Here is a 23,996-nt window from a genome sequence, read left to right on the forward strand (position 1 = left end):
GCCTCACGCGAGCAGCGCGGCGAGCCTCTCGAGGTAGAGCGTCCAGCCGCCGGGGCCTTCGAGGGCGGCGGTGAACGACTGCCAGCCCTCGCCGTGGCGGTCGAGGTTGCGGTGGACGAGCTCGACGTGGGTGCGACCGGGGCCGGCCTCGGTGAACGTCACCTCGACCTCGCTGGTGTGGTCGAGGAGCTCCTCGAGCTGCCACTGCGGGCTGATGTCCCAGCTGATGACGAACCGGTGCGGCGGGTCGAAGGCCAGCACCCGCGCCCACCGGCACACCGAGCCGTCGGTTCCGCGGTCGTAGACGCTGCCGCCCACCTTCCGCTCGAACACCGTCTCCTCGATCGGGACGTCGAGCATGTTGTGCTCGCGCGGCTTGATCTGGTCGAACTGCTCGGTGAACACCGAGAACGCCCGCTCGACGGGCACCTCCACGTCGATCGCCATCTGGATCGACGTCGCTGCTGCTGACGCGGTCATGGGTCAGTTCCTCTCACTCTGGTCTGGTGTCTCTGTCTCTGCTGTCTGATTCGTTGTCCGTGTCGTCCGTGTGCTGTCCGTCCTCGGCGAGGCGCTTGAACGTCAGCAGCGCCTGCGTCCAGAAGCCCTCCAGCTCCGACCGCAGCTCGGCGAGCCCGTCGGCCCGGGCGGCGTAGATGTGCTCCTTGCCCTTCCGACGCACCTGCACCAGCCGTGCCTCCTTGAGGACGCGCAGGTGCTGGGACACCGCCGGGCGGCTGATCGGCAGCCCGTCCGCGAGCTCGGTGACCGACCTCGGGCGCTCGAGCACGCGGACGAGGATCCCTCTCCTGGTCCGGTCACCCAGAGCGACCCACGGGTCCGCGACGGCCGTCATGACCCGTAAGCTACGACTTACGCATCTCTGTGTCCAGACCCCCCGGCGACGGACGTGAGAGAGTGTTCGCCGTGGGAGACCTCCCCCGGGCGGCCCGCTTCTTCGCGAGCCTGTACGCCGACAGGGCAGCGCGCCAGTACGCCGCCCGGGTCCGCGGCGACCTGCCGGCGAGGCTCGCGATGCGCGAGGGCCGACTCGACCCCTACCCCGTCTACGAGCGCGTCCGCGAGCGCGGCACGTTCGTCCCCAACCGGTTCGGCGGGCTCGCGACGGCCGACCACGCCGTGTGTGACGAGATCCTGCGCAGCCGCCGGTTCGGCGTACAGCCGGCGGCATGGACCTACGACCCGACCGACCCGGAGCTCGCGGGGCCGTCGATGCTCGGGGCGAACCCGCCCGACCACGGCCGATTGCGGCGGGTGGCGGCGCCGGCGTTCGGGCCGCGGGCGATCGACTCCTACCGGCCGCTGATCACCAAGCGGATCCACGAGCTCGTCGACGCCGCCGAGCGCGAGGGCGAGTTCGACTTCGTCGCCCGGGTCGCGTCACCGCTGCCGATCGCGGTGATCACCTCGCTGCTCGGGATCCCCGGCGAGCACGAGACCGAGTTCGTCAGGTACGGCATGGCGATCGGCGGCGCGCTGACCGGCGTACGCGGCATCAGGCACGCCCGCGAGCTGCAGCGGGCCGACGCCGCGCTGGACGCGATCTTCACCGAGCTCGTCGCGCTGCGCCGGCACGAGCCCGGCGACGACGTGATCAGCACGATCGTGGCCGCCGACGAGCTCCACCCCGCCGAGCTCAAGCCGCTCTGCACCCTGCTGCTGATCGCGGGCTTCGAGACAACGGTCAACGCGCTCGGCAACGCGGTCCTCGCGTTCGCCGCCCACCCGGGCGAGTGGGAGCGGCTCGTCGCCGAGCCGTCGCTGGCGACCGAGGCGACCGAGGAGGTGCTGCGCTACGACTCCTCCGTGCAGCGCACCGACCGGTTCTCCTTCGACGACACCGAGATCGCCGGGCAGCCGATCAGCGCCGGGCAGAACGTCCAGATCCTCATCGGCGGCGCCAACCGCGACCCGGCCGTCTTCGAGGACCCCGCCCACTTCGACCTCACCCGACCCAACGCGTCCTCCCACCTCTCCTTCTCCAGCGGCATCCACTACTGCCTCGGGCAGCCGCTCGCCCGGCTCGAGCTCGCGATCGCCCTCGAGGCGCTCGCCACCCGGCTCCCGCGGCTTCGGGTCAGCGGCCGCCCGCGCTACCGGCCGTCCACCCTCCTCCGCGGGCCGCTCCGGCTGCCGGTCGCGGTGGGGTGAGGGCGCGGGGTGGGCTGGGTTTCCCCGGCTGGCAGGGGAAATCCGATGTTGTGGGGTGTTCAGACACCCCACAAGGTCAGGTTTCCCCGGTCGGCCGGGGAAACCTGGGCCACCCTCACAGCCGCGCCCGGATCGCGTCGAACGTCGCCTGGCCGAACGCGACGAGGCGGGCCTCCTCGACGGCGGTCTCGGCGGAGCGGAAGACCTCGAGCGCGGCGGCGATGGCGTCGTCCTTGGGCCAGCCGTAGACACCCGCGCTGACCAGCGGGAAGGCTACCGACGCCGCGGACAGCTCGTCGGCGACCTCGAGCGCGCGGACGTAGCAGGACGTGAGCTGGTCCCGGGTGCCACTGCCGTGGACCGGGCCGACGACGTGGATCACCCACCGCGCGGGCAGGTCCCCGGCGGTGGTCCAGCCGGCGTCGCCGGTGGCGAGGCCGTCCGGGAAGCGGCGGATGCAGTCCTCCAGGATCGCCGGACCGCCGGCACGGTGGATGGCGCCATCGACGCCTCCCCCGCCGCGCATCCGCCGGTTGGCGGCGTTGACGACCGCGTCGACCTCCTGCGCGGTGATGTCGCCCTCGACGACGGTGATCTCCATCAGTCCTCCTCCCGGATCAGTCGCAGGGTGGCGCTCTCGAGCGCGGCCTGCCGCTCGTCCGTCGTCTCGAACCTACGCCGGGTCGCCGACGCGATGGTGCGGCCCTCCTCGTACGCCGAGACGACCCGCGGGTCGACGTACGACCTCCGCGCGAGCGCGGGAGTGTTGCCGAGGAACTCCGCCACCTCCCGCATCGCCCCGCTGATCGCCCGCTTCCGGGACGCCTTCGACTCCCCCGGCTCGTCGGTCTCGGCGAGGGCGGCCGCTGCGAGGACCGTCGCGTGCCAGGTCCGGAAGTCCTTCGCCGTCGCCTCGACGCCGGTGGTCTCGCGGACGTACTCGTTGACCAGCTCGGGCAGCATCGCCCGCCACCGCCGGCCGTCCCGGTAGGCCAGCAGCGTCGGGTCGGTGGCGCGTCGGCGCCGCATGACCTCGATCGCCTCGGTCACGGTCGCGTCGTCGATCTCGATCCGGTGGTCGATGCCGGACTTCCCGGTGAAGCTGAACACGAGCCGGTCCTGGTGCCGGCGCACGTGCTGTCGCTGCAGCGTGGTCAGCCCGAAGCTGCCGTGCTGGTCGGCGTACACGTCGTTGCCGATCCGGAAGTAGCCCAGGTCGAGGAGGCGTACGGCGACGGCGCACGCCCGCTCCAGCGGCATGCCGTCCCGGCCGAGGTCGGCGAGGACCCGGTCGCGCGTCTTCGCCAGCGCCTCGCCGAACACGAGGACGCGGTCGTACTTCGCGGCGTCGCGGCGGGTCCGCCAGTCCGGGTGGTAGAGGTACTGCCGCCGCCCGGCGGCGTCGGTTCCGACCGCCTGCAGGTGCCCGTTGTCGTACGGCGTGATCCACACGTCGGTCCAGGCCGGCGGGATCACCAGCGACCGCACCCGCTCCACCGCCTCCGGCGGCAGCCGGTCGCCGTGCTCGTCGAGGTAGGCGAAGCCCCTCCCCGCCGGTCGCCGCGTCCAGCCCGGCTGGTCGGGATAGGTGCGCCTCAGCCGGACCATGCCCTGTCGGTAGCCACCGCGTCGCCAGGTGATGCTCAGCGGGGGCGCAGCGAACGGAGGAGTACGCCGATCGCAACCAGGCCGACCAGCCCGCCGAGGGCCCAGGGCCACCAGGAGCGCTCGGTCTCCTCCTCGGCCTCGGAGTGCTGCTGGTTCGCGGGCGACGGAGACGACGACTGGGACGGAGACGGCGACTGGCTCGGTGAGGACGGGACGGACGGGCTCGGCGACGCCGAGCTCGACGCGCCCTGCAGGGCTGCGCGGGCGTCGGCGGGCAGCGGGACGGTGATGACCTCGGCGTGGAGGCCCTCGCTGCCGGCGTAGACCGTGCCGTCGGCGGCGATTCCGATCCCCTCGCCCTGCGGCTGGCGGGGCAGGTCGAGGTCGGCGACCTCGCGCATCGCGGGCCAGGTGTAGATCTCGGCGGCGCCGTAGCCGCGGACGATCACGTGCTTCCCGTCCGGCCAGAACGCCCCGTCGGTGGCGACCGGCAGCACCGGGGCGAGCGCGCGGAGCCGGTTCGGGTGCTCGGTCGACAGGTGCGCCGGGGCGGCGTACAGCGTGCCGCCGAGCCAGCTCTTCGAGGCGACGTAGAGCCGTCCGGTGGCCGGGTCGCAGAGCAGCGTCTCGGCGTCGTGGGCGCCGTCGGGGTAGACGAGGTCGTAGACCGCAGGCGAGACGCTCCGGTCGCCCCGCCCGACGGGGACCTTCGCGACCTGCACGGAGTCGCGGACCGAGCGGTTGTCGCCGATGTCGCCGACCCAGACGTCGCCGTCGGGGGCGGGTGCCAACGCCTCGACGTCGGTCGGGTCCGGCGACCAGGTGGTCACACCGACCGTCCGGCCGCTGCCGTCGACGGTGAAGACGCGACCGGTGTCGCCGGAGTCGTTGGTGGTCGCGAAGAGCCCGCCGGGGAGTACGACGAGCGCGCTCGACTCGTCGATCGCGCTGTCGGCGAAGCGGAACACGATGTGCTCCCTGTCCGCCGGCGCAGCCGCCGCCCCGAGGAGCAGCGGCACGACCACGAGGCCTGCCAGGACGCGGGCGATCATCCGCGCGGGCTGATCCCGAGCAGCTCGCCGAGCTTCGGCCTGACGGCCCAGGTGGCCACCAGGTCGTCGTACTCCTTCTTCACCGAGCCGCCCTTCACGGGGTTGCCGGTGCGGACCGCGCGGAGCATCGTGTTGCGCGGGGTGTGCTGGCTCTCGACGAACTGCACGACCTCGACCCGGTAGCCCGACAGCCGCAGCAGCGACGCCCGCAGGGCGTCGGTCAAGGTGTCGGCGAACCGTTCGCGGAGGATGCCGTGCCGGGTCAGCATGGCGTACGGCGCCGGGGTCGGCGCCCTGCGGAGCTGGGCCGCGATGTCGTGGTGGCAGCAGGGAGCGGCGAGGACCAGCGGCGCCTCCCACTCGACCGCACGGGCGAGGGCGTCGTCGGTGGCGGTGTCGCAGGCGTGCAGGGCGAGTACGACGTCGGGCCGCTCATCGACCTGGACGCCGTCGATGGTCCCGGCCACGAACTCCGCCTGGATCCCCAGCTCGGCGGCGACCTTGCTGTTGTGCTCCCGGGACTGCTCCTTCGCGTCGACGCCGGAGACGACGACCGGCATCCCCTTGACCTCGGTGAGATAGCGCTGGGCGGCGAAGGTGAGATAGCCGTTGCCGCAGCCGAGGTCGACGATCCGCAGCGGCTCGTCCGCGGACGGCTTACGCAGGTGACCCTTCGTGCGCGCATCGGTGATCGCCGCCTCGAGCTGGCGCAGGAACTCCTCGACCTGGCGGAACTTCGCCTGCCGGCTCGGCTTGATCCGGCCGTCGCCGTCGGCGAGGCCGAGGACCCCGAAGAGCGGGTCGCTCTCGGAGAGGAGCCGGTCCTTGGCGCGGTCGTGGCTGCGGTCGATGGCGGCCTCGCCGTCGGCGTCCGCGGGCGTCCGCGGGGTCGTGTGCACCAGCGCCTCGAGGCGCTTGGTGACGCGGAGGGCGTGGTGCTCGGCGGCGGTCTGGACGTTCCAGTGCCCGAACGGCTCGTCGAGGAGCGCATCGACGACCTCGCGCGCCTCAGCGCCCACCGCGTGGTTGGAGGTGTGGGCCTGCGTGTCGTCGTACGCCGTGACCTGCAGGTGGCGGCCGGCCCTCAGGTCGACGTACCGGAGCTCGACGCGGCGCCATCGCGGCGCCCTGCCCGGCTCCTGGGACCGCTTCTGCCGCCCCGAGGCGACCGCCTTGACCAGCACGTCGGGGTCGAGCATGAGGCTGCGCATCCGGTTGAGCGCGCGGAGCAGCGGCTCGCTCACTTCTGCACCACCGCCGCGATGAGGACGATCAGGAGGAGGACCACCAGCGCGCCCGGGATGATCAGGCGGCGATGGCGGGGATTCACGCCTCGATTCTAGAAGCCGGGCCCCGAGCGGCCCGCATCGGCGGTGGCACGACGACCCGGGCCGCCGCCCGCTCCACGATCACAGCAGGTCGGCGAGCCCGCCGAGGTCGCCCACGACGTACGCCGGCGGGGCCGTCGCGCCGAACGGGCGCCGCCCCTCGCGAGCGACGAAGGCGGCGTCCAGACCCGCCGCGGCGGCGCCCGCGACGTCCCAGTCGTGGGCGGCCACGAGGACCGCGGTGTCGGCACCCTCGCGCTCGAGGACCATCCGGTAGGGCTCGGGCGCCGGCTTGAGCCGCCTCACCTCGTCGGCCGAGTAGACCGCGTCGAGCAGTTCCCGCAACCCGCTGCCGGCCACCTGCGCCTCCGCGACCTCGAGGACCGAGTTGGTGAGCGCGACGAGGCGGTGGCCGGCCTCCCGCAGCCGGCGGAGGGCGGGCGCGACGTCGGGGTGCGGCGGCAGAGCGCTGATGCCGTCGGCGAGCCGGCGGACCTGGTCGTCGGTCGCCTCACGTCCGCGCTCGGCCGCGAGGTCGCGCAGCGCAGCGCCGGCGAGCGTCCCGAACGGGACGTACTGCCCCACCGCGGTCACCGTGAGCGCACTGCGGATCATCCGGTCGAACCACGCCCGGCGCGGCCCCGAGCCGCCGGACTGCTCGCCGAGCGCCTCGGCGACCACGGGATCGATGGCGGCGAGGTCGAGCAGTGTCTCGTTGACGTCGAAGACGAGCAGCATGTCTCTCTCACCCCCGCGACGCGAAGAGCTCCGCGAGGTGCATCGTCGGCACCTGCGCGAGGTCGTCGAGCTGGACCCGGCAGGACATGCCGTCGGCGAGTACGACGGCCCCGGGGTGCTCCCGCACGGCCGGCATCAGGTTGGTCTCGGCGATGGCGACGGAGACCTCGTAGTGGCCCTCCTCGACGCCGAAGTTCCCCGCGAGGCCGCAGCAGCCGGCCACCTTGATCACGGTGGCGCCGGCTCTCTCGAGGAGCTTCTGGTCGGCCGCCCAGCCGAGCACGGCGCTCTGGTGACAGTGCGGCTGCGCGACCACCTCGACGCCCGTCAGGTCCGGCAGCGGGAGGTCGAGCCGGGTGACGAGCTCGGCGAAGGTCAGCATGCCGTCGGCGACCACCTTCGCCTCCGGCGCGTCGCTCAGCTCCAGCGAGTCGCTGCGCAGCGTCGCGAGGCAGGACGGCTCCAGCCCGATGACCGGCACGCCCGAGGCGACGTACGGCGCCAGCGTCCGCACCGTCCGGTCCATGATCCTGCGGGCCTGGTCGAGCTGCCCGGTCGTCACCCAGGTGAGGCCGCAGCAGGCGTCGTCGTCGATCACCTTCACGGTGAGCCCGCGGGCCTCGAGGAAGCGGATCGCCGCGAGGCCCGAGCGCGGGAAGAAGTGGTCGGTGAACGAGTCGGCCCAGATCCACACATCGGGCTTCTCGGGCCGCTTCGCCGTCGCGGCGGACCGCTTCAGCGTCTTTCGCGCGAACGCGGGGATCGACCGGCGCGGGTCGATGCCGGCGGTCCTCTTCGCCATCGCGGCGACCGGACCGAGCCTCATCGACGCGTTGGCGACCCCGGCCATCGGTGCGGCCAGCCGCGCCCACGTCGGGAGCCGCCCGAGCAGGTAGTGGGACCGCGGCCGGCGCTTGCGCGAGCCTGGGCCGTCGTAGGTCTGGTAGAGCGCCTCGGACTTGTACGTCGCCATGTCGATGCCGGTCGGGCAGTCGGAGGCGCAGCCCTTGCACGCGAGGCAGAGGTCGAGCGCCTCGTGGACGGCGTCGTCGCCGAGCCCGTGGACGAGTCCGCCATCGAGGGCCTCCTGCAGCACCCGGGCGCGACCGCGGGTGGAGTCCTTCTCGTCGCGGGTGGCGAGGTAGGACGGGCACATGACGCCGGTGGTCTTCGGCGCCACGCACTTCCCGACGCCGGTGCAGCGGTGGACGGCTGCGCCGAGGTCGCCGCCGTCGTGGATCATCCGCAGCCCCGGCCGCTGCAGGGTCGCGCGCGGCCGCACCGGGCGGAGGTCGTCGGTGATCGACGCCGTGGCCCAGGAGTCGGGCGCCGTGATGTTGCCCGGGTTGAGCAGGTCGTCCGGGTCGCAGATCCGCTTCGCCCCGGCGAAGAGCGCGAGCGAGGTCTCGTCGTACATGTAGGGCAGCAGCTCGGACCGCACCCGGCCGTCGCCGTGCTCGCCCGAGAGCGATCCGCCGTACGACGTCAGCTTCTCCGCGCAGGCCGTCAGGAACTCGCGGAACACCTGCGCCGACTCCGGTCGGCCCGGCTCGAAGGGGAAGTCGATGCGGCAGTGGATGCAGCCGTCGCCGAAGTGGCCGTACGGGTAGCCGTGCAGGCCGTAGGAGCCGAGGATCTCGTCGAAGTCGCGCAGCCAGGCGCCGAGGTGCTCGGGCGGAACGGCGGCGTCCTCCCAGCCGGAGTGGGCGGGAGTCGGCAGGCTGACCCCCGCGAGCCCGGCGCCATCCTCGCGGATCCGCCACAGCGCGGCGGCCTCGGCGGCGTCGGCGACCAACCGCGACTCCAGGGCGCCGGACGCGGCAGCGAGCCTGTCGGTCAGGTCGCGCGCGTCGGCGCCCGCGACCTCCACGAACAGCCAGCCGGCGCCCTTCGGCAGGTCGGGCACCGGCTTGCCCAAGCTGTGGACGAGCTCGACGATCCGGGCGTCCATGCCCTCGCAGGCGATCAGGCGGCCGGAGGCGGCCGCGAGCAGGGCGGGGACGGCGTCGGCGGCCTCGGCCATGGTCGGGTAGCCGAGCACCAGCAGCAGCCGGCCGGGCTCGTCGGACACGAGCCGCACCGTCGCCTCGAGCACGGTCGCGAGGGTGCCCTCCGAGCCGACCAGGAACCGCTCGAGCCGGCCGCCGTTCTCGGGCAGCAGGTGCTCGAGGCTGTAGCCGCTGACCTGCCGCCCGAACCGGCCGAACCGCGTGCGCACGTGGGCCAGGTTGTCCACCGCCAGCCCGAGCAGCGCCTCCCGGGTCGGGCTGGCGCCGGCCGAGCCGCCGGCGTACGACGCCTGCTCGCCGTTGCCGAAGAGCACCGTCATGGCCTCGACGTTGTCGACCGTCCGCCCGTAGCCCAGCGCCCGTGAGCCACAGGCGTTGTTGCCGATCATCCCGCCGATCGTGCAGCGGGTGTGGGTGGAGGGGTCCGGCCCGAAGCGGAGGCCGTACGGCGCCGCCGCACGCTGCAGGTCGGCGTGGACGACCCCGGGGTCGACGGTCGCGGTGCGGGCCTCGGGGTCGATGCTGATCCGGCGCAGGTCGCGGGTGTCGACGACGATGCCGGGACCGACGGCGTTGCCCGCGATCGAGGTGCCTGCGCCGCGCATGGTCACCGGCACGCGCAGCTCGCGGGAGGCATCGTGGACGGCGAGCAGCTCCTCGACGTGCTGTGGTCGGCAGACGACCTGCGGGATCACCCGGTAGAGGCTGGCGTCCGCGGAGTAGAGCGCCCGGGCCAGGGTCGAGTCGTCCACCCCGCTGAGGCCCCGGCTGCGGAGCTCAGCGGCCAGGTCCACCGCAGTCGCCGTCACGGGGTCATCCTCCCAGATCGACCTCGCGATCCGGACGGACGGTCCGGTGCCTCACGGCGCCGGTCGGGCGAAGCGCTCGCCGCTGGCCCTCTCGTACGCCCGTGCGGCCCGCAGCACGAGCGCGTCCCGGTGCCGTGCGCCGACGAGCTGGAGCCCCACCGGGAGGCCGGCCTCGGTGAGCCCGCACGGGACGCTCGCGGCGGGCTGCTGGGTCATGTTGAAGGGGAAGGTGTACGGCGTCCAGCTCGTCCACAGCTGCGACGGCCAGCCGTCGGGCGCCGGCCGGCCGCGCTCGAAGGCGGTGATCGGCATCGTCGGGGTCACGAGCACGTCGTACGTCTCGTGGAAGCGGCCCATCGTCTCGCCCATCGCCATCCGCACCTCGGTGGCGCCGAGGTAGTCGGCGGCGCTGCCGTGGCCCCACCTCTCGATCCCCTCCACCAGGCCGGGGTCGACCTGGCCGAGCGCCTCCTCCGGATAGCCGGCGAGGACCCGCGCGGCGCCGTTGAACCAGAGCACGTGGAACGCCTCGACCGGGTCGGCGAAGCCGGGGTCGACCTCCTCGACCCGGGCGCCGGCCTCCGCGAGGAGGTCGACGGCGGCGCGGACCAGTCGCTCGACCTCGGGGTCGTTCCGGGCGTAGCCCAGCGTCGGCGAGTAGGCGACCCGCAGGCCGCTGACGCCGTCCTCGAGCCCGTCCAGGAACGACCTGGTGGGGGTGGGCATGGCCGCCCAGTCGCGGGCGTCGAACCGGGTCATCACGTCGAGGAGCACGGCTGTGTCGGTGACGGTCCGCGTCATCGGGCCGGCATGTGAGAGCGTGCCGAACGGGCTCGCCGGCCACCACGGGATCAAGCCGTACGTCGGCTTGATCGTGACCGTGCCGGTGAACGACGCCGGGATCCTCACCGAGCCGCCACCGTCGGAGCCGATCGACCACGGCCCCATCCCGAGCCCGACGGCGGTCGCGCTGCCGCCGCTCGAGCCGCCGGACGTCATCGCTGTGTCCCACGGGTTCCCGGTCGAGCCGAACCGGGCCGAGTCGGTGACGCCCTTCCAGGCGAACTCGGGCGTCGTCGTCTTGCCGAACAGGACCGCGCCGGCCTCGCGGAGGCGTGCCACCGCCGGCGCGTCGACCTGCCACGGGCCGCGCTCGTCGATCAGGTGCGTGCCGCGCAGGGTGGGCCAGCCGACGGTGTAGAAGATGTCCTTGACCGAGGTCGGTACGCCGTCGGCGCGCCCGCGCTGCTCGCCGCGCTGCCAGCGCGCCGCCGACTCCGCCGCGGAGGCCAGCGCCCGCTCCTCGTCGACGAGGACGAAGGCGTTGACCGCCTCGTCGCGCGCCGCGACCGCGTCCAGCACCGCCCGGGTGGCCTCGACCGGCGTGAACTCGCCGGCCTCGTAGCCGGCGACGAGCTCGGTGGCGGTCAGCTCTGCGAGTCCCGTCATGGGCTGCCTTCCCGGGACGGCTCCGCGACCACGAAGCCCTGCTCCTTGTCGACGACGTTGACGAGCGGCTCGCCGTCGAGCCACCGCGCCGCGTTGTCGCTGAACTGTCCCGCCAGTGTCTCGCGCCAGCCCAGCGCGTCGCCCGACATGTGCGGCGAGACGGTTACTCCCGGTGTCGACCACAGCGGGCTGTCGGCGGGCAGCGGCTCGGTCGCGAAGACGTCGAGAGAGGCCGCGGCGAGATGGCCGCTCCGCAGCGCCTCGAGGAGCGCCTCCTCGTCGACGATCGGCCCGCGGCCGACGTTGACGAGGTGGCTGCCGGGCTTCATCGCGGCGATCACGTCGGCGTCCACCAGCCCTCGGGTCTGCTCGGTCAGCGGCGCAACGACGACGACGTGGTCGGCCCGGCCGACGTGGGCCGCCAGATCCCCGCTCGGCACGACCTCCCCGAAGTCGGGGTCGCCACGGCGCGCCGTACGCCCCGCGCCGGTGACCTCCATCCCGACCGCCCGCAGCACCCGCGCGATCCTGCGCCCGATCGCGCCGGTGCCGACGACCAGGGCCGTCGACCCCACGACGGTCCGCGTCTCGCGGTGTTCCCAGCGCCGCTCCGCCTGCCGGGCATAGGTGCCGGGCAGGTCCTTCGCGACGGCGAGGATCATCGCCAGGACGTACTCGGCGATCGGCTGGTCGAAGACACCGCGCGCGTTGGTCACCACGACGTCCGAGGCGACGAGCTCCGGGAAGAGCAGCCTGTCGACGCCGGCAGCAGCGAGGTGGACCCAGCGGAGCCGGTCGGCCCGCGACCAGGCGTCGCGTACGACGTCGGAGAAGAAGTCCCACAAGAAGAGCGCCTCGGCCCCGGGGAGTGCGTCCGCGAGCCCGTCGGGGCCGACGTAGCGGACCCGGAAGCGCTCCTCCACGGCCGCCATCCCCGGGGGCCGGTCGCCGTCGGGAGGACAGAGCACGACGAGCGTCGGTCCTCGGGTCTCCATGGTCCTCCGTCCTCGTGCTGGTTGGGTCCGTGCGGGCGTCAGGGCGACAGGCGCCGCTCGGCCGCAGCCAGGGCGGCGCGCACCACCGGCAGGAGCTCGACCTGCCCGGCCGCGACGTCGGCGAGCGGCACCCACGCGACCGCGTCGGTGGTGCCGTCGGCCTCGACGACCCGCGGCTCGCCCTCGCCGACCGTGGCCGCGAAGACGAGGTGTACGCCGTGGAACTCCTCGTGCCGTCCGTTGGGCGCCGTCCCGGTCACCGCGACGTCGTCGACCTCGAGGACCTCCCCGACGGTGCACGCGAGACCGGTCTCCTCGCGCACCTCGCGGGCGAGCGCCGCCCGCGGGCTCTCGCCGAAGTCGACGCCCCCACCGGGCAGGGTCCAGGAGCCGGAGTGGTAGCCGCGCGGCGAGATCCGGGTGAGCAGCACGCTCCGCTGGCGGCCGGCGCCGCGCAGCACGACGGCGTACGCCGACACCCGCTGCATCCGCGTCGGCGCGTGCCCCTCGAGGGCCTCGTGGACGAGCGAGACCGTCGGCACCGTCCCCGACAGCACGTCGGCGACCCTGACCCAGGCGGCCTCCATCGTCGAGCCGCCGACCTCCGTCGTGTGTGGCTCGGGCGCGTCGACGGGCACCCAGCCGTCGTACACGATGCGCAGGCTGTGGGCGTCAACCCGCCGGCCCACCCGCCATGCGCGCGCCTGGTGGAAGGAGTAGACCCACGCGGTCTCGCCGATCTCGACCGGGAGTCCGGTCTCCTCGTAGACCTCCCGCACCACCGCGTCCCGCGGGTCCTCGCCGTGGTCGAGCCCGCCGCCGGGGAGCGTCCAGAGCTCCTCCTCGGTCACCGAGCCGGCGAGCCGGCTGAGCAGGATGCTGAGGTCGGCGCCCTCGCCGCGGAGGATGACGGCGTACGCCGCCACCCGCTGCACCTGCGGCAGCCTGCGCCGCCGCCCCTGACCGCGCGCCATCAGCCGACCGCCATCAGGTGAACGGCGGACGGTGGTCGAGCGCGATCGACCGGCGGCCGGCCCAGCGCCACAGCCGCGCGGCGCGGTCGCGGTCGTCGTCGGTGACGAGGTTGCCCATCCACCGCAGCGCGAGTGTCATCAGGGCGTTCGAGCGCATCCCGGCCGGTCCGAGCGCGGGCACGAGGCGCGGCAGCGTCGCGATCCCGGCGAGTCGGCGTGCTATCGAGAACGCCTCGCCGTAGTGGCTCCGCAGCAGCGCCGGCCAGGCGGTCGCAAGATGCCCGGTAGGGCCGGTCGAGACCATCGTCTCGGCGACGAGGCGCCCGGTCTCCAGCCCGTAGTCGATCCCCTCGCCGTTGAGCGGGTTCACGCAGCCGGCTGCGTCGCCGATCAGCGCCCAGTTCGCGCCGGCGACACCGGTCACCGCGCCGCCCATGGGCAGCAGCGCCGACGCCTGGTCGCGCAGCTCGCCGTGGAGCTCGAACGGCTCCCGGCACTGGTCGGCGTAGTGCCTCATCAGCGGCTTGATCGCGACCTGGGCCGGGCGCCTCGCCGTGGCGAGCGTGCCGGCGCCGAGGTTCACCTCGCCGTTTGCCCCATCGGTCGTACCCAGCGGGAAGATCCAGCCGTAGCCGACCAGCGCGGCCCCGGTCTGGTCACGAAGCTCCAGGTGGCTGCTGATCCACGGGTCGTCGGAGCGCCCCGAGCCGACGTACGACCTCCCGGCGACGCCGTAGACGGTGTCGCGGTGCCACTCCCGCCCGAGCGCCTTCCCGATCGGCGAGCGTACGCCGTCGGCGACGACCAGCCGGCGGCAGGCGACCTCCACGGTCCCGCCGCGCTCGTCGCTCGAGCCTGCCGAGCCTGTCGAGCCCGTCGGGGCCCGGAAGACCACGGCGGCGACCCGCTCCCCCTCCATGCGTACGCCGAGGGCCCGCAGGCCGTCGACGGCGGTGGCACCGCTCTTGATGGCCACGGCGCGCAGGTGGTCGTCGAGCTCGGTCCGCGGCACCGCCGACCCCCAGTCGGGCAGGCTGCCGCCCGGCCAGCGCAGCTCGAGCGTCTGCCCGAACCCGTACGCGCGCAGCCCGCGGTTGACGGGGTGGGCGCGCAGCCAGTCCTCGAGGCCGAGGCCGATCAGCTCGGCGGTCGCGCGCGGCGTCAGGCCGTCGCCGCAGGTCTTGTCGCGCGGGAAGGTCGCCGCGTCGGTGAGGAGCACGTCGACCCCCTGGCGCGCGAGCCAGGCGGCCGCGGCCGACCCCGCCGGGCCCGCCCCGACGACGAGCACGTCGGTGGAGGCGGGGAGCGGGGTGGTCACGCTCGAAGGCTACCGGGCGGTTCGGCCCGCCCCGCACCTACGGGTGCCGGTAGGACCGGTGCGAGACGGTCTCGACGTCCGCGCTCGCGCAGCCGGTCGTCGGATGGACGACGTACTGTGACCGCGTCGCGTTCGGCACGTAGACGCGGAAGCCGTCGACGTGCGTCGGCTTGCACCGACCGCGCGGGAAGCCCGCCGCCGCGACCTCGTCGACGGCGCTGCGGACCGTCCGGCCGGGCTTGACGAGCAGCGTGTACGCCGCGCCGTCCCGAGCGGCGGCCGCACCGATCTGGGTGCCGTCGCCGTGGCCGACGTACGAGAGACCACCGAAGCCGCCGGTGCGGCAGGTGTGGCCGGAGACGTTGCGCAGCACGATCCAGCCGTAGCGGTGCCCCGCCCCGGAGTCGCTGTAGCGGTAGCTCGCCTTCAGGTCTGCGTTGCCGCAGGCGGGCGTCGAGGCCGAGGTGTCGACGGGCATCGCGTACGCCGCGGCCGGGGCCAGCAGCGTCGTCGCTGCCAGCGCGGACATGATCAGAGGATTCCTGTTCATGCCCGTAGGACGTGAACGAGCCCGTCAGAGTTGCAGGATCAGGCGCGGGCCTTGTCGTACGCCGCCCGGTTGGCGTCCACCTCATCCATGTGGGCCTCCGCCCAGTGCTTGAGGTGGCGCATCGTCTCGAACAGCGACGCGCCCAGCTCGGTCAGCTCGTAGTCGACCCGCACCGGCACCGACGGCGTCACCTCGCGGCTCACCAGGCCGTCGCGCTCGAGGCCGCGCAGCGTCTGCGTGAGCATCTTCTGGCTCACCCCGGCGATGCGCGACGACAGCTCCGAGTAGCGCATCCGGCCGCCGAGACCCAGCGCGACCAGCACGAGGCTGACCCACTTGTCGGAGACGGTGTCGAGCAGCCGTCGGCTCGGGCAGCTGGCGACGAACGCGTCGTACCGCGGGACGTCGGTCGTGGTTGTGCTCATGGCTTACCTCCTGGTGCCCAGGGCACTTCAAAGTGCCTACTTCCCAATAGAGAGTAGAGCACCGACAGTAGTGCAGGAAACGAACTGTCCGAGGAGAAGAACATGAAGGCACTCATCGCCCGCGAGGGCTTCACGGAACCACGGCTCGAGGAGGCCGAGCCCGCGGCGCTGGCACCCGGCGAGCTGCGGGTGGCGGTCGTCGCGGCACCAGTCAACCTCGTCGACACCGCGATCGCGGCCACCCACGGCCCCTTCCCTTTGCCCGAGGCCGTCGGCCTCGGCTGGGACCTCAGCGGGACCGTGGTCGAGGTCGGTGCGGAGGCGACCGGCTTCGCGGTCGGAGACCGGGTCGCGGGGATGCACGCCCGCGTCGCGGCGCCGGTGCGGGCGCACGCCACGGAGACGGTCCTCCTCGCCGAGGAGACCGCGCCGCTGCCGGACGGTCTCGACCTCGAGACGGCGGCGCTCGTGCCGGTTCCGGCACTCACCGCGCGCCAGGCCCTTGACCTGCTCGGTCACCAGCGCGGGACGCTGCTGGTCACCGGCGGCACCGGCGGCGTCGGCTCGTGGGCGATCGCGCTGGCCGCCCGGGACGGCTGGACCGTGACCGGTTACGTGCGCGCCGGCCGCGAGCAGGCCGCGCGTGCCGTCGGCGCGGACGACGTCACCACCGAGCTCACACCTGGCGAGTACGACGCCGTGTTCGACGCCGCCAACCTCCAGGAGCCCGCACTCGCGGCGGTCCGTGACGGTGGCCGCTTCGTCGGGGTCAGCCCCGCCGCGATGCTGAGCTCCGACCGCGGCGTCGACGTCTCGGCTGTCAGCGTCCATGCCGACAGCGCCGCGCTGGCGGGCCTGCTCGGTTTCGCGGCGACCGCTGGCGGTCCGCTGCTCAGGGTTGCGGGCCGCTCTCCGCTCGCGGACGCCTCGGCGGCGTACGCGAAGGTTGCCGCCGGCGGCCTCGACGGCCGCTGGCTGCTCCTCCCCTGACCGCGAGTCGGTGCAAATGGTCCTCGTGGGCGACTGGATCTCGACGCGACAAGACCCCGCCGTCGCAAGCTCCGGCGGGGTCTTGTCTTGCTCGATCTGGTTCTTACACCAGAACCTCGGCGCTTCGCGCCTCAGTTCTGGTACGAACCAAAGTCGAAGTCGTCCAGGGCGACGGCCTGGGCGCCGTTCGCACCGAACTCGTAGTCGTAGGAGTCGTAGCCCGTGACGGCGTACGCCGCGGCGCGGGCCTCCTCGGTGGGCTCCACCCGGATGTTGCGGTACCGCTCGAGGCCGGTGCCAGCCGGGATCAGCTTGCCGATGATGACGTTCTCCTTCAGACCGCGCAGGGCGTCGGAGCGGCCGTTGATCGCCGCGTCGGTAAGGACGCGGGTGGTCTCCTGGAAGGAGGCCGCCGACAGCCACGACTCCGTCGCGAGCGAGGCCTTGGTGATGCCCATCAGCTCCGGACGACCCGAGGCCGGGCGACCGCCCTCGGAGACCACGCGGCGGTTCTCCGCCTCGAACTCGGTCCGGTCGACCAGCTCGGCCGGCAGGATGTTGGTGTCACCCGAGTCGAGCACCGTGATCCGGCGCAGCATCTGCCGCACGATGATCTCGATGTGCTTGTCGTGGATCGACACACCCTGGCTGCGGTAGACCTGCTGGACCTCGTCCACGAGGTGCTGCTGCGTCCGGCGGACACCCAGGATGCGCAGGACCTCCTTCGGGTCGGGCGTGCCGACCGTCAGCGCCTGGCCGACCTCGATGTGGTCGCCGTCCTGCACCCGCAGACGCGAGCGGCGGGACACGACGTATTCCTTGACCTCCGAGCCGTCGTCCGGGGTGACCAGGACCTTGCGGGCCTTGTCGGTCTCCTCGATCTCGATGCGGCCGGCCACCTCGGAGATCGGGGTGACGCCCTTCGGCGTACGGGCCTCGAAGAGCTCGACCACGCGGGGAAGACCCTGCGTGATGTCGTCGGCCGAGGCCACACCACCGGTGTGGAAGGTACGCATCGTCAGCTGCGTGCCGGGCTCACCGATCGACTGGGCCGCGATGATGCCGACCGCCTCGCCGATGTCCACGAGCTTGCCCGTCGCCAGCGAACGGCCGTAGCACTTCGCGCAGGTGCCGGTACGGGCCTCGCAGGTGAGGACCGAGCGGACCTTGACCTCGGTGATGCCGGCGCGGACCAGCTCGTCGATCTTGACGTCGCCGAGGTCCTCGCCCGCGGAGGCGAGCACCTCGCCCGTGTCCGGGTGGAGGATGTCCTCCGCCGCGGTCCGGGCGTACGCCGCGGTCTCGGCGTTCTCGTCCTTGACCACGACGCCGTCGGGGTCGCGACGGCCGATGACCTTGGGGAGGCCGCGCTCGGTGCCGCAGTCGTCCTCGCGGATGATGACGTCCTGGGAGACGTCGACGAGGCGACGGGTGAGGTAGCCGGAGTCCGCCGTACGCAGCGCGGTGTCGGCCAGACCCTTGCGAGCACCGTGGGTCGAGATGAAGTACTCGTGGGTCGAGAGGCCCTCGCGGAAGTTCGACTTGATCGGCCGCGGGATGATCTCGCCCTTCGGGTTCGCCACCAGACCACGCATGGCGCCGACCTGACGGATCTGGTTGAAGTTACCGGAGGCGCCCGAGATGACCTGCATGTAGATCGGGTTCTTCGGGTCGAAGGCCTTCTCCATGGCCTCACCGACCTTCTTGCCGGCCTCGGTCCAGATCTCCACGAGCTCCTGACGGCGCTCCTCGTCGGTGACGAGGCCGCGCTCGAACTGCTTCTGCACCTTCTCGGCCTGGGCCTCGAACCCGGCGAGGATCTCGGCCTTGTCCGGCGGGGTCGTGACGTCGTCGATGGAGACGGTGACGCCCGACCGGGTGGCCCAGTGGAAGCCGTTGTCCTTGAGCGCGTCGAGCGACGCCGCGACCTCGACCTTGGTGTAGCGCTCGGCCAGGTCGTTGATGATCGCGCCGAGCTGCTTCTTGCCCACCTCGTAGTTCACGAAGGGGTAGTCGGCCGGCAGGGTGTCGTTGAACGTCACCCGGCCGAGCGTGGTCTCGAGCAGGATCGGGTCGCCCTCGGTCCAGCCCTCCGGCAGCTCGAGGCCGACCGGCGGCACGATGTCGTCGAGCTTGATCCTGATCTTCGACTGCAGCGTGATCTCGCCGCGGTCGAACGCCATGATCGCCTCGGCCGGCGACGAGAACGCCCGGCCCTCGCCCGGCTGGTCGTCGCGCTCGGTCGTCAGGAAGAACAGGCCGATGATCATGTCCTGGGTCGGCATGGTCACCGGACGCCCGTCCGACGGCTTGAGGATGTTGTTGGTCGAGAGCATCAGGATGCGGGCCTCGGCCTGCGCCTCCGCCGACAGCGGGAGGTGGACGGCCATCTGGTCACCGTCGAAGTCCGCGTTGAACGCGGTGCAGACGAGCGGGTGGAGCTGGATGGCCTTGCCCTCGATCAGCTGCGGCTCGAACGCCTGGATGCCGAGGCGGTGCAGGGTGGGTGCCCGGTTGAGCAGCACCGGGTGCTCGGTGATGACCTCTTCGAGGACGTCCCACACGACCGGCCGGGCGCGCTCCACCATCCGCTTGGCGGACTTGATGTTCTGAGCGTGGCTCAGGTCGACCAGGCGCTTCATCACGAACGGCTTGAAGAGCTCCAGCGCCATCTGCTTCGGCAGACCGCACTGGTGCAGCTTGAGCTGCGGACCGGACACGATGACCGAGCGACCGGAGTAGTCGACGCGCTTGCCGAGGAGGTTCTGGCGGAACCGGCCCTGCTTGCCCTTGAGCATGTCGGAGAGCGACTTCAGCGGGCGGTTGCCCGGCCCGGTGACCGGGCGGCCGCGGCGGCCGTTGTCGAACAGCGAGTCGACGGCCTCCTGGAGCATGCGCTTCTCGTTGTTGACGATGATCTCGGGGGCACCGAGGTCGAGGAGCCTCTTCAGGCGGTTGTTGCGGTTGATGACCCGGCGGTACAGGTCGTTGAGGTCGGAGGTCGCGAAGCGGCCACCGTCGAGCTGCACCATCGGGCGCAGGTCCGGCGGGATGACCGGGACGGCGTCGAGCACCATGCCGGCCGGCTTGTTGCCGGTCTTGCGGAACGCGTCGACGACCTTGAGCCGCTTGAGGGCACGGACCTTGCGCTGGCCCTTGCCGGTGGCGATGGTCTCGCGCAGGGCGTCGACCTCGGCGTCGATGTCGAAGGTCTCGAGGCGCTTCTGGATCGCCGTGGCGCCCATGTGGCCCTCGAAGTACTTGCCGAACCAGTTCTTCATCTCGCGGTACAGGAGCTCGTCACCCATGAGGTCCTGGACCTTGAGGTTCTTGAACGTCTCCCACACCTCGTCGAGGCGGGCGACCTCACGATCGGTCCGGTCGCGGAGCTGCTTCATCTCGCGCTCCGCGCCGTCCTTGACCTTGCGCTTGGCGTCGGCCTTGGCACCCTCGGCCTCGAGGGCGGCGAGGTCGGCCTCGAGCTTGGCGGAGCGGTCGTTGATCGCGACGTCGAGGCGGTTGGTCAGCATCTTGCGCTGCTGGTCGACCTTGGCCTCGAGCGAGGACAGGTCGCGGTGACGGGCGTCCTCGTCGACGTAGGTGATCATGTAGGCGGCGAAGTAGATGACCTTCTCCAGGTCCTTCGGCGCCAGGTCGAGGAGGTAGCCGAGACGGCTCGGCACGCCCTTGAAGTACCAGATGTGGGTCACGGGCGCGGCGAGCTCGATGTGGCCCATCCGCTCACGACGCACCTTGGAGCGGGTCACCTCGACGCCGCAGCGCTCGCAGATGATGCCCTTGAAGCGGACCCGCTTGTACTTCCCGCAGTAGCACTCCCAGTCGCGGGTGGGGCCGAAGATCTTCTCGCAGAAGAGGCCGTCACGCTCGGGCTTGAGGGTGCGGTAGTTGATGGTCTCCGGCTTCTTGACCTCACCGTGGCTCCAGGCGCGGATGTCGTCCGCGGTGGCCAGGCCGATCTTCAGCTGGTCGAAGAAGTTAACGTCGAGCACTTTGGCTGCTGTCCTTCGGTAGTTCTGTAGAGCAAAGAGTGTGGGACCGAGTGGGGCGGGGCGCCGCTTTCGTGTACGGCGCCCCGCCGGCTCACTCAGACTTCTTCGACCGAGCTGGGCTCGCGGCGCGACAGGTCGATGCCGAGCTCCTCGGCGGCGCGGAACACGTCCTCCTCCGCGTCACGGAGCTCGATCGAGCTGCCGTCCTGGCTCAGGACCTCGACGTTGAGGCACAGCGACTGCATCTCCTTGACGAGGACCTTGAACGACTCCGGGATGCCCGAGTCGGGGATGTTCTCGCCCTTGACGATCGCCTCGTACACCTTCACGCGACCGGGGACGTCGTCCGACTTGATCGTCAGCAGCTCCTGGAGGGCGTAGGCGGCGCCGTACGCCTCCATCGCCCAGACCTCCATCTCGCCGAACCGCTGGCCGCCGAACTGGGCCTTACCGCCCAGCGGCTGCTGCGTGATCATGGAGTACGGACCAGTGCTGCGGGCGTGGATCTTGTCGTCCACGAGGTGGTGCAGCTTCAGGATGTACATGTAGCCGACGGCCACCGGCTCCGGGAACGGCTCGCCGGAGCGGCCGTCGAAGAGCCGGGCCTTCCCGTCCGCGCCCACGACCCGGAAGCCGTCGCGGTTCGGGATGGTGGCGCCGAGCAGACCCGTGATCTCGTCCTCGCGGGCACCGTCGAACACCGGGGTGGCGACCTTGGTGCCGGGCTCCGCCTTGTCGGCGTGGATCTTGATCAGGCGCTGCTTCCAGTCGGCGTCGTCCGAATCGCCGGAGAGGTTGAGGTCCCAGCCCTGCTTGGCGAGCCACCCGAGGTGGATCTCGAGGATCTGGCCGATGTTCATGCGTCGGGGCACACCGAGCGGGTTGAGCAGCACGTCGACCGGGGTGCCGTCCTCCATGAACGGCATGTCCTCGATCGGCAGGATCTTCGCGATGACGCCCTTGTTGCCGTGCCGGCCGGCGAGCTTGTCACCCACGGAGATCTTGCGCTTCTGCGCGACGTAGACGCGGACCAGCTGGTTGACGCCCGGCGGGAGCTCGTCGCCCTCCTCGCGGTCGAAGACCCGGACGCCGATGACCGTGCCGGACTCGCCGTGCGGGACCTTCATCGAGGTGTCGCGGACCTCGCGCGCCTTCTCACCGAAGATCGCGCGGAGCAGGCGCTCCTCCGGGGTCAGCTCGGTCTCGCCCTTCGGGGTGACCTTGCCGACCAGGATGTCGCCGTTGGTGACCTCGGCGCCGATCCGGATGATGCCGCGCTCGTCGAGGTCGGCGAGCATCTCCTCGGAGACGTTCGGGATGTCCCGGGTGATCTCCTCGGGGCCCAGCTTGGTGTCGCGGGCGTCGACCTCGTGCTCCTCGATGTGGATCGAGGTGAGGTAGTCCTCCTGCACCAGGCGCTGGGAGAGGATGATCGCGTCCTCGTAGTTGTGGCCCTGCCACGACTGGAAGGCGACCAGCAGGTTGGCACCGAGCGCCATCTCGGCACCCTGGGTCGCCGGGCCGTCGGCGATCGGCGTACCGACCTCGACCCGCGCGCCCTCGTCGACCAGCGGGTGCTGGTTGACGCAGGTGCCCTGGTTGGAGCGCTGGAACTTCGACAGCTTGTAGGTCGTGTAAGTGCCGTCGTCGTTGAGCGTCTCGATCAGGTCGGCGGTGACCTCCTTGACCACACCGGCCTTCTTGGCGACCATCACGTCGCCGGCGTCGACGGCCGCGCGATACTCGATGCCGGTGCCGACCAGCGGCGAGTCGCTGCGGACCAGCGGCACCGCCTGACGCTGCATGTTGGCGCCCATGAGCGCGCGGTTGGCGTCGTCGTGCTCGAGGAACGGGATCAGCGCGGTCGCCACCGACACCATCTGGCGCGGCGAGACGTCCATGTAGTCGACCTCGGACGCGAGCAGCTCGGAGACCTCGCCGTCGCGCTGGCGGACCAGGACGCGCTCGTTGACGAAGCGCATCTCCTCGTCGAGGGCGGCGTTGGCCTGCGCGATGACGTAATGGTCCTCGTCGTCGGCGGTGAGGTAGTCGATCTGGTCGGTGACCCGGCCGTCGACGACCTTGCGGTACGGCGTCTCGACGAACCCGAACGGGTTGATCCGGCCGAACGACGCGAGCGAGCCGATCAGACCGATGTTGGGACCCTCAGGGGTCTCGATCGGGCACATCCGGCCGTAGTGCGACGGGTGGACGTCACGGACCTCCATGCCGGCGCGGTCACGGGAGAGACCACCCGGGCCGAGGGCCGAGAGACGACGCTTGTGCGTCAGGCCCGCGAGCGGGTTGTTCTGGTCCATGAACTGCGAGAGCTGCGAGGTGCCGAAGAACTCCTTCAGCGCCGCGACGACCGGGCGGATGTTGATCAGGGACTGCGGCGTGATCGCCTCGACGTCCTGGGTCGTCATCCGCTCGCGGACGACGCGCTCCATGCGGGCCAGACCGGTGCGGAGCTGGTTCTGGATCAGCTCGCCCACGGTGCGCATGCGGCGGTTGCCGAAGTGGTCGATGTCGTCGGCCTGGATGTCGATCGTGCCGGCGGGCATCTCCAGCTGGGTGCGGCCGTCGTGGAGGGCCACGACGTACTTGATCGCCGCGACGATGTCGTCGACGGTCAGCGTCTGCTGGTCGAACGCCTCGTTCAGGCCGAGCTTCTTGTTGACCTTGTAGCGGCCGACCTTGGCGAGGTCGTAGCGCTTCGGGTTGAAGTAGTAGTTGTTGAGCAGCGTCTGCGCGGCCTCACGCGTCGGCGGCTCGCCCGGGCGCAGCTTGCGGTAGATGTCGAGCAGCGCGTCGTCCTGGCCGGTGGTGCTGTCCTTCTCCAGGGTCAGCATCATCGACTCGTAGTCGCCGAACTCCTCGCGGATCTGCTCGTTGGTCCAGCCGAGGGCCTTGAGTAGGACCGTGACGTTCTGCTTGCGCTTGCGGTCGAGGCGTACGCCGACCAGGTCGCGCTTGTCGATCTCGAACTCGAGCCAGGCGCCGCGGCTCGGGATCAGCTTGGCGGTGAAGATGTCCTTGTCGGACGTCTTGTCGGCGGTGCGCTCGAAGTAGACGCCCGGCGAGCGGACGAGCTGCGAGACCACGACGCGCTCGGTGCCGTTGATGATGAAGGTGCCCTTGTCGGTCATGAGCGGGAAGTCGCCCATGAAGACCGTCTGGCCCTTGATCTCACCGGTGTCGTTGTTGGTGAACTCCGCCGAGACGTAGAGCGGCGCGGAGTAGGTGAAGTCCTTCTCCTTGCACTCGTCCACGGTGTACTTCGGGTCGTAGAACACCGGGTTCTCGAACGAGAGGGACATGGTCTCGGAGAAGTCCTCGATCGGGGAGATCTCCTCGAAGATCTCCTCGAGGCCGGACTTGGTGCTGGCGTCCTCGCCCGCGTCGATGCGGGCCTGGACATGCTCCTGCCAGCGCTCGTTGCCGATCAGCCAGTCGAAGCTGTCGGTCTGGAGGGCGAGGAGCTGAGGGAGCTGGAGAGGCTCAGAGATCTTTGCGAAAGAGATGCGGCGTGGGCTGGTAGAACCCGAGGAGGTGCTGCGCGCGGCCAA

General features: G+C 71.7%; 17 protein-coding genes and 1 pseudogene. 3 read left to right on the forward strand and 15 right to left on the reverse strand.

Going from position 1 to position 23,996, the window contains the following annotated elements; translation table 11 throughout:
* Positions 1-3: 3 nt before the first annotated feature.
* A complete protein-coding gene (locus ABLE53_RS20650; RefSeq protein WP_348861034.1) occupies positions 4-480 on the reverse strand; it encodes an SRPBCC family protein in 477 nt (158 codons plus the stop codon).
* 13 nt (positions 481-493) lie between these two features.
* The gene (locus tag ABLE53_RS20655; RefSeq protein WP_348861035.1) at positions 494-856 is read right to left on the reverse strand and encodes an ArsR/SmtB family transcription factor; all 363 of its coding nucleotides are present in this window, start codon (positions 854-856) and stop codon (positions 494-496) included.
* Positions 857-927: 71 nt separating this feature from the next.
* On the opposite strand from ABLE53_RS20655, the gene ABLE53_RS20660 reads away from it, so the two are divergent.
* Positions 928-2,172, forward strand: coding sequence for a cytochrome P450 (locus ABLE53_RS20660; protein ID WP_348861036.1), 1,245 nt, complete (start codon positions 928-930; stop codon positions 2,170-2,172).
* 115 nt (positions 2,173-2,287) lie between these two features.
* Here ABLE53_RS20660 and ABLE53_RS20665 read toward each other — a convergent pair whose 3' ends face one another.
* Both ABLE53_RS20665 and ABLE53_RS20670 read right to left on the reverse strand, forming a co-directional pair.
* Entirely contained in the window at positions 2,288-2,776 is a 489-nt protein-coding gene (locus ABLE53_RS20665; protein WP_425474902.1) for an O-acetyl-ADP-ribose deacetylase, read from the reverse strand.
* Positions 2,773-3,780, reverse strand: a complete 1,008-nt coding sequence (locus ABLE53_RS20670) for a DNA topoisomerase IB (RefSeq protein WP_348861038.1) — start codon at positions 3,778-3,780, stop codon at positions 2,773-2,775. The genes ABLE53_RS20665 and ABLE53_RS20670 overlap by 4 nt, the downstream gene beginning before the upstream one ends.
* Before the next feature lie 128 nt (positions 3,781-3,908).
* Between ABLE53_RS20670 and ABLE53_RS24865 the strand changes: the two are divergent.
* Positions 3,909-3,986: pseudogene (locus ABLE53_RS24865) on the forward strand (hypothetical protein); the annotation flags it as partial.
* A gap of 842 nt (positions 3,987-4,828) precedes the next feature.
* Here ABLE53_RS24865 and ABLE53_RS20680 read toward each other — a convergent pair.
* The 9 genes from ABLE53_RS20680 to ABLE53_RS20720 all read right to left on the reverse strand — a co-directional run bounded on the left by ABLE53_RS20680 (position 4,829) and on the right by ABLE53_RS20720 (position 15,427).
* Positions 4,829-6,076, reverse strand: a complete 1,248-nt coding sequence (locus ABLE53_RS20680) for a class I SAM-dependent methyltransferase (RefSeq protein WP_348861040.1) — start codon at positions 6,074-6,076, stop codon at positions 4,829-4,831.
* Positions 6,077-6,241: 165 nt separating this feature from the next.
* Positions 6,242-6,898 (reverse strand): haloacid dehalogenase type II, encoded by a 657-nt coding sequence (locus ABLE53_RS20685; protein WP_348861041.1) that lies wholly within the window; start codon positions 6,896-6,898, stop codon positions 6,242-6,244.
* 7 nt (positions 6,899-6,905) lie between these two features.
* A complete protein-coding gene (locus tag ABLE53_RS20690) occupies positions 6,906-9,716 on the reverse strand; it encodes an FAD-binding and (Fe-S)-binding domain-containing protein (RefSeq protein WP_348861042.1) in 2,811 nt (936 codons plus the stop codon).
* 51 nt (positions 9,717-9,767) lie between these two features.
* Entirely contained in the window at positions 9,768-11,165 is a 1,398-nt protein-coding gene (locus ABLE53_RS20695; RefSeq protein WP_348861043.1) for an amidase, read from the reverse strand.
* On the reverse strand, positions 11,162-12,160 hold the full coding sequence (locus ABLE53_RS20700) for a D-2-hydroxyacid dehydrogenase (RefSeq protein WP_348861044.1): 999 nt from the start codon (positions 12,158-12,160) through the stop codon (positions 11,162-11,164). The genes ABLE53_RS20695 and ABLE53_RS20700 overlap by 4 nt, the downstream gene beginning before the upstream one ends.
* 38 nt (positions 12,161-12,198) lie before the next feature.
* A complete protein-coding gene (locus tag ABLE53_RS20705) occupies positions 12,199-13,134 on the reverse strand; it encodes an NUDIX hydrolase (RefSeq protein WP_348861045.1) in 936 nt (311 codons plus the stop codon).
* Between the two features lie 13 nt (positions 13,135-13,147).
* Entirely contained in the window at positions 13,148-14,452 is a 1,305-nt protein-coding gene (locus tag ABLE53_RS20710; protein ID WP_348861046.1) for a geranylgeranyl reductase family protein, read from the reverse strand.
* Between the two features lie 37 nt (positions 14,453-14,489).
* Positions 14,490-14,981 carry a DUF4232 domain-containing protein gene (locus tag ABLE53_RS20715; RefSeq protein ID WP_348861047.1) on the reverse strand — a complete coding sequence of 164 codons (492 nt, stop codon included), beginning with the start codon at positions 14,979-14,981 and terminating at the stop codon, positions 14,490-14,492.
* A gap of 59 nt (positions 14,982-15,040) precedes the next feature.
* Positions 15,041-15,427 (reverse strand): winged helix-turn-helix transcriptional regulator, encoded by a 387-nt coding sequence (locus ABLE53_RS20720; RefSeq protein ID WP_348861048.1) that lies wholly within the window; start codon positions 15,425-15,427, stop codon positions 15,041-15,043.
* A 102-nt stretch (positions 15,428-15,529) separates the two neighbouring features.
* On the opposite strand from ABLE53_RS20720, the gene ABLE53_RS20725 reads away from it, so the two are divergent.
* Positions 15,530-16,417 carry an alcohol dehydrogenase catalytic domain-containing protein gene (locus tag ABLE53_RS20725; protein WP_348861049.1) on the forward strand — a complete coding sequence of 296 codons (888 nt, stop codon included), beginning with the start codon at positions 15,530-15,532 and terminating at the stop codon, positions 16,415-16,417.
* Positions 16,418-16,548: 131 nt separating this feature from the next.
* On the opposite strand, the gene ABLE53_RS20730 is transcribed toward ABLE53_RS20725, so the two are convergent.
* Together ABLE53_RS20730 and rpoB are read right to left on the reverse strand one after the other, a co-directional pair.
* Complete coding sequence (locus tag ABLE53_RS20730; RefSeq protein WP_348861050.1) at positions 16,549-20,427, reverse strand: DNA-directed RNA polymerase subunit beta'; 3,879 nt, start codon at positions 20,425-20,427, stop codon at positions 16,549-16,551.
* Positions 20,428-20,522: 95 nt separating this feature from the next.
* The gene (rpoB, locus tag ABLE53_RS20735; RefSeq protein WP_348861051.1) at positions 20,523-23,996 is read right to left on the reverse strand and encodes a DNA-directed RNA polymerase subunit beta; all 3,474 of its coding nucleotides are present in this window, start codon (positions 23,994-23,996) and stop codon (positions 20,523-20,525) included.

The sequence above is a fragment of the Nocardioides asiaticus genome (assembly GCF_040049175.1).
Taxonomy (GTDB): Bacteria; Actinomycetota; Actinomycetes; order Propionibacteriales; family Nocardioidaceae; genus Nocardioides; species Nocardioides cheoyonin.

Bases quoted from the DNA above. Each gene is read 5' to 3' on its own strand.
- ABLE53_RS20650 (WP_348861034.1), bottom strand. From the start codon at position 480: ATGACCGCGTCAGCAGCAGCGACGTCGATCCAGATGGCGATCGACGTG.
- ABLE53_RS20655 (WP_348861035.1), bottom strand. From the start codon at position 856: ATGACGGCCGTCGCGGACCCGTGGGTCGCTCTGGGTGACCGGACCAGG.
- ABLE53_RS20670 (WP_348861038.1), bottom strand. From the start codon at position 3,780: ATGGTCCGGCTGAGGCGCACCTATCCCGACCAGCCGGGCTGGACGCGG.
- ABLE53_RS20685 (WP_348861041.1), bottom strand. From the start codon at position 6,898: ATGCTGCTCGTCTTCGACGTCAACGAGACACTGCTCGACCTCGCCGCC.
- ABLE53_RS20695 (WP_348861043.1), bottom strand. From the start codon at position 11,165: ATGACGGGACTCGCAGAGCTGACCGCCACCGAGCTCGTCGCCGGCTAC.
- ABLE53_RS20700 (WP_348861044.1), bottom strand. From the start codon at position 12,160: ATGGAGACCCGAGGACCGACGCTCGTCGTGCTCTGTCCTCCCGACGGC.
- ABLE53_RS20705 (WP_348861045.1), bottom strand. From the start codon at position 13,134: ATGGCGCGCGGTCAGGGGCGGCGGCGCAGGCTGCCGCAGGTGCAGCGG.
- ABLE53_RS20715 (WP_348861047.1), bottom strand. From the start codon at position 14,981: ATGTCCGCGCTGGCAGCGACGACGCTGCTGGCCCCGGCCGCGGCGTAC.
- ABLE53_RS20720 (WP_348861048.1), bottom strand. From the start codon at position 15,427: ATGAGCACAACCACGACCGACGTCCCGCGGTACGACGCGTTCGTCGCC.
- ABLE53_RS20725 (WP_348861049.1), top strand. From the start codon at position 15,530: ATGAAGGCACTCATCGCCCGCGAGGGCTTCACGGAACCACGGCTCGAG.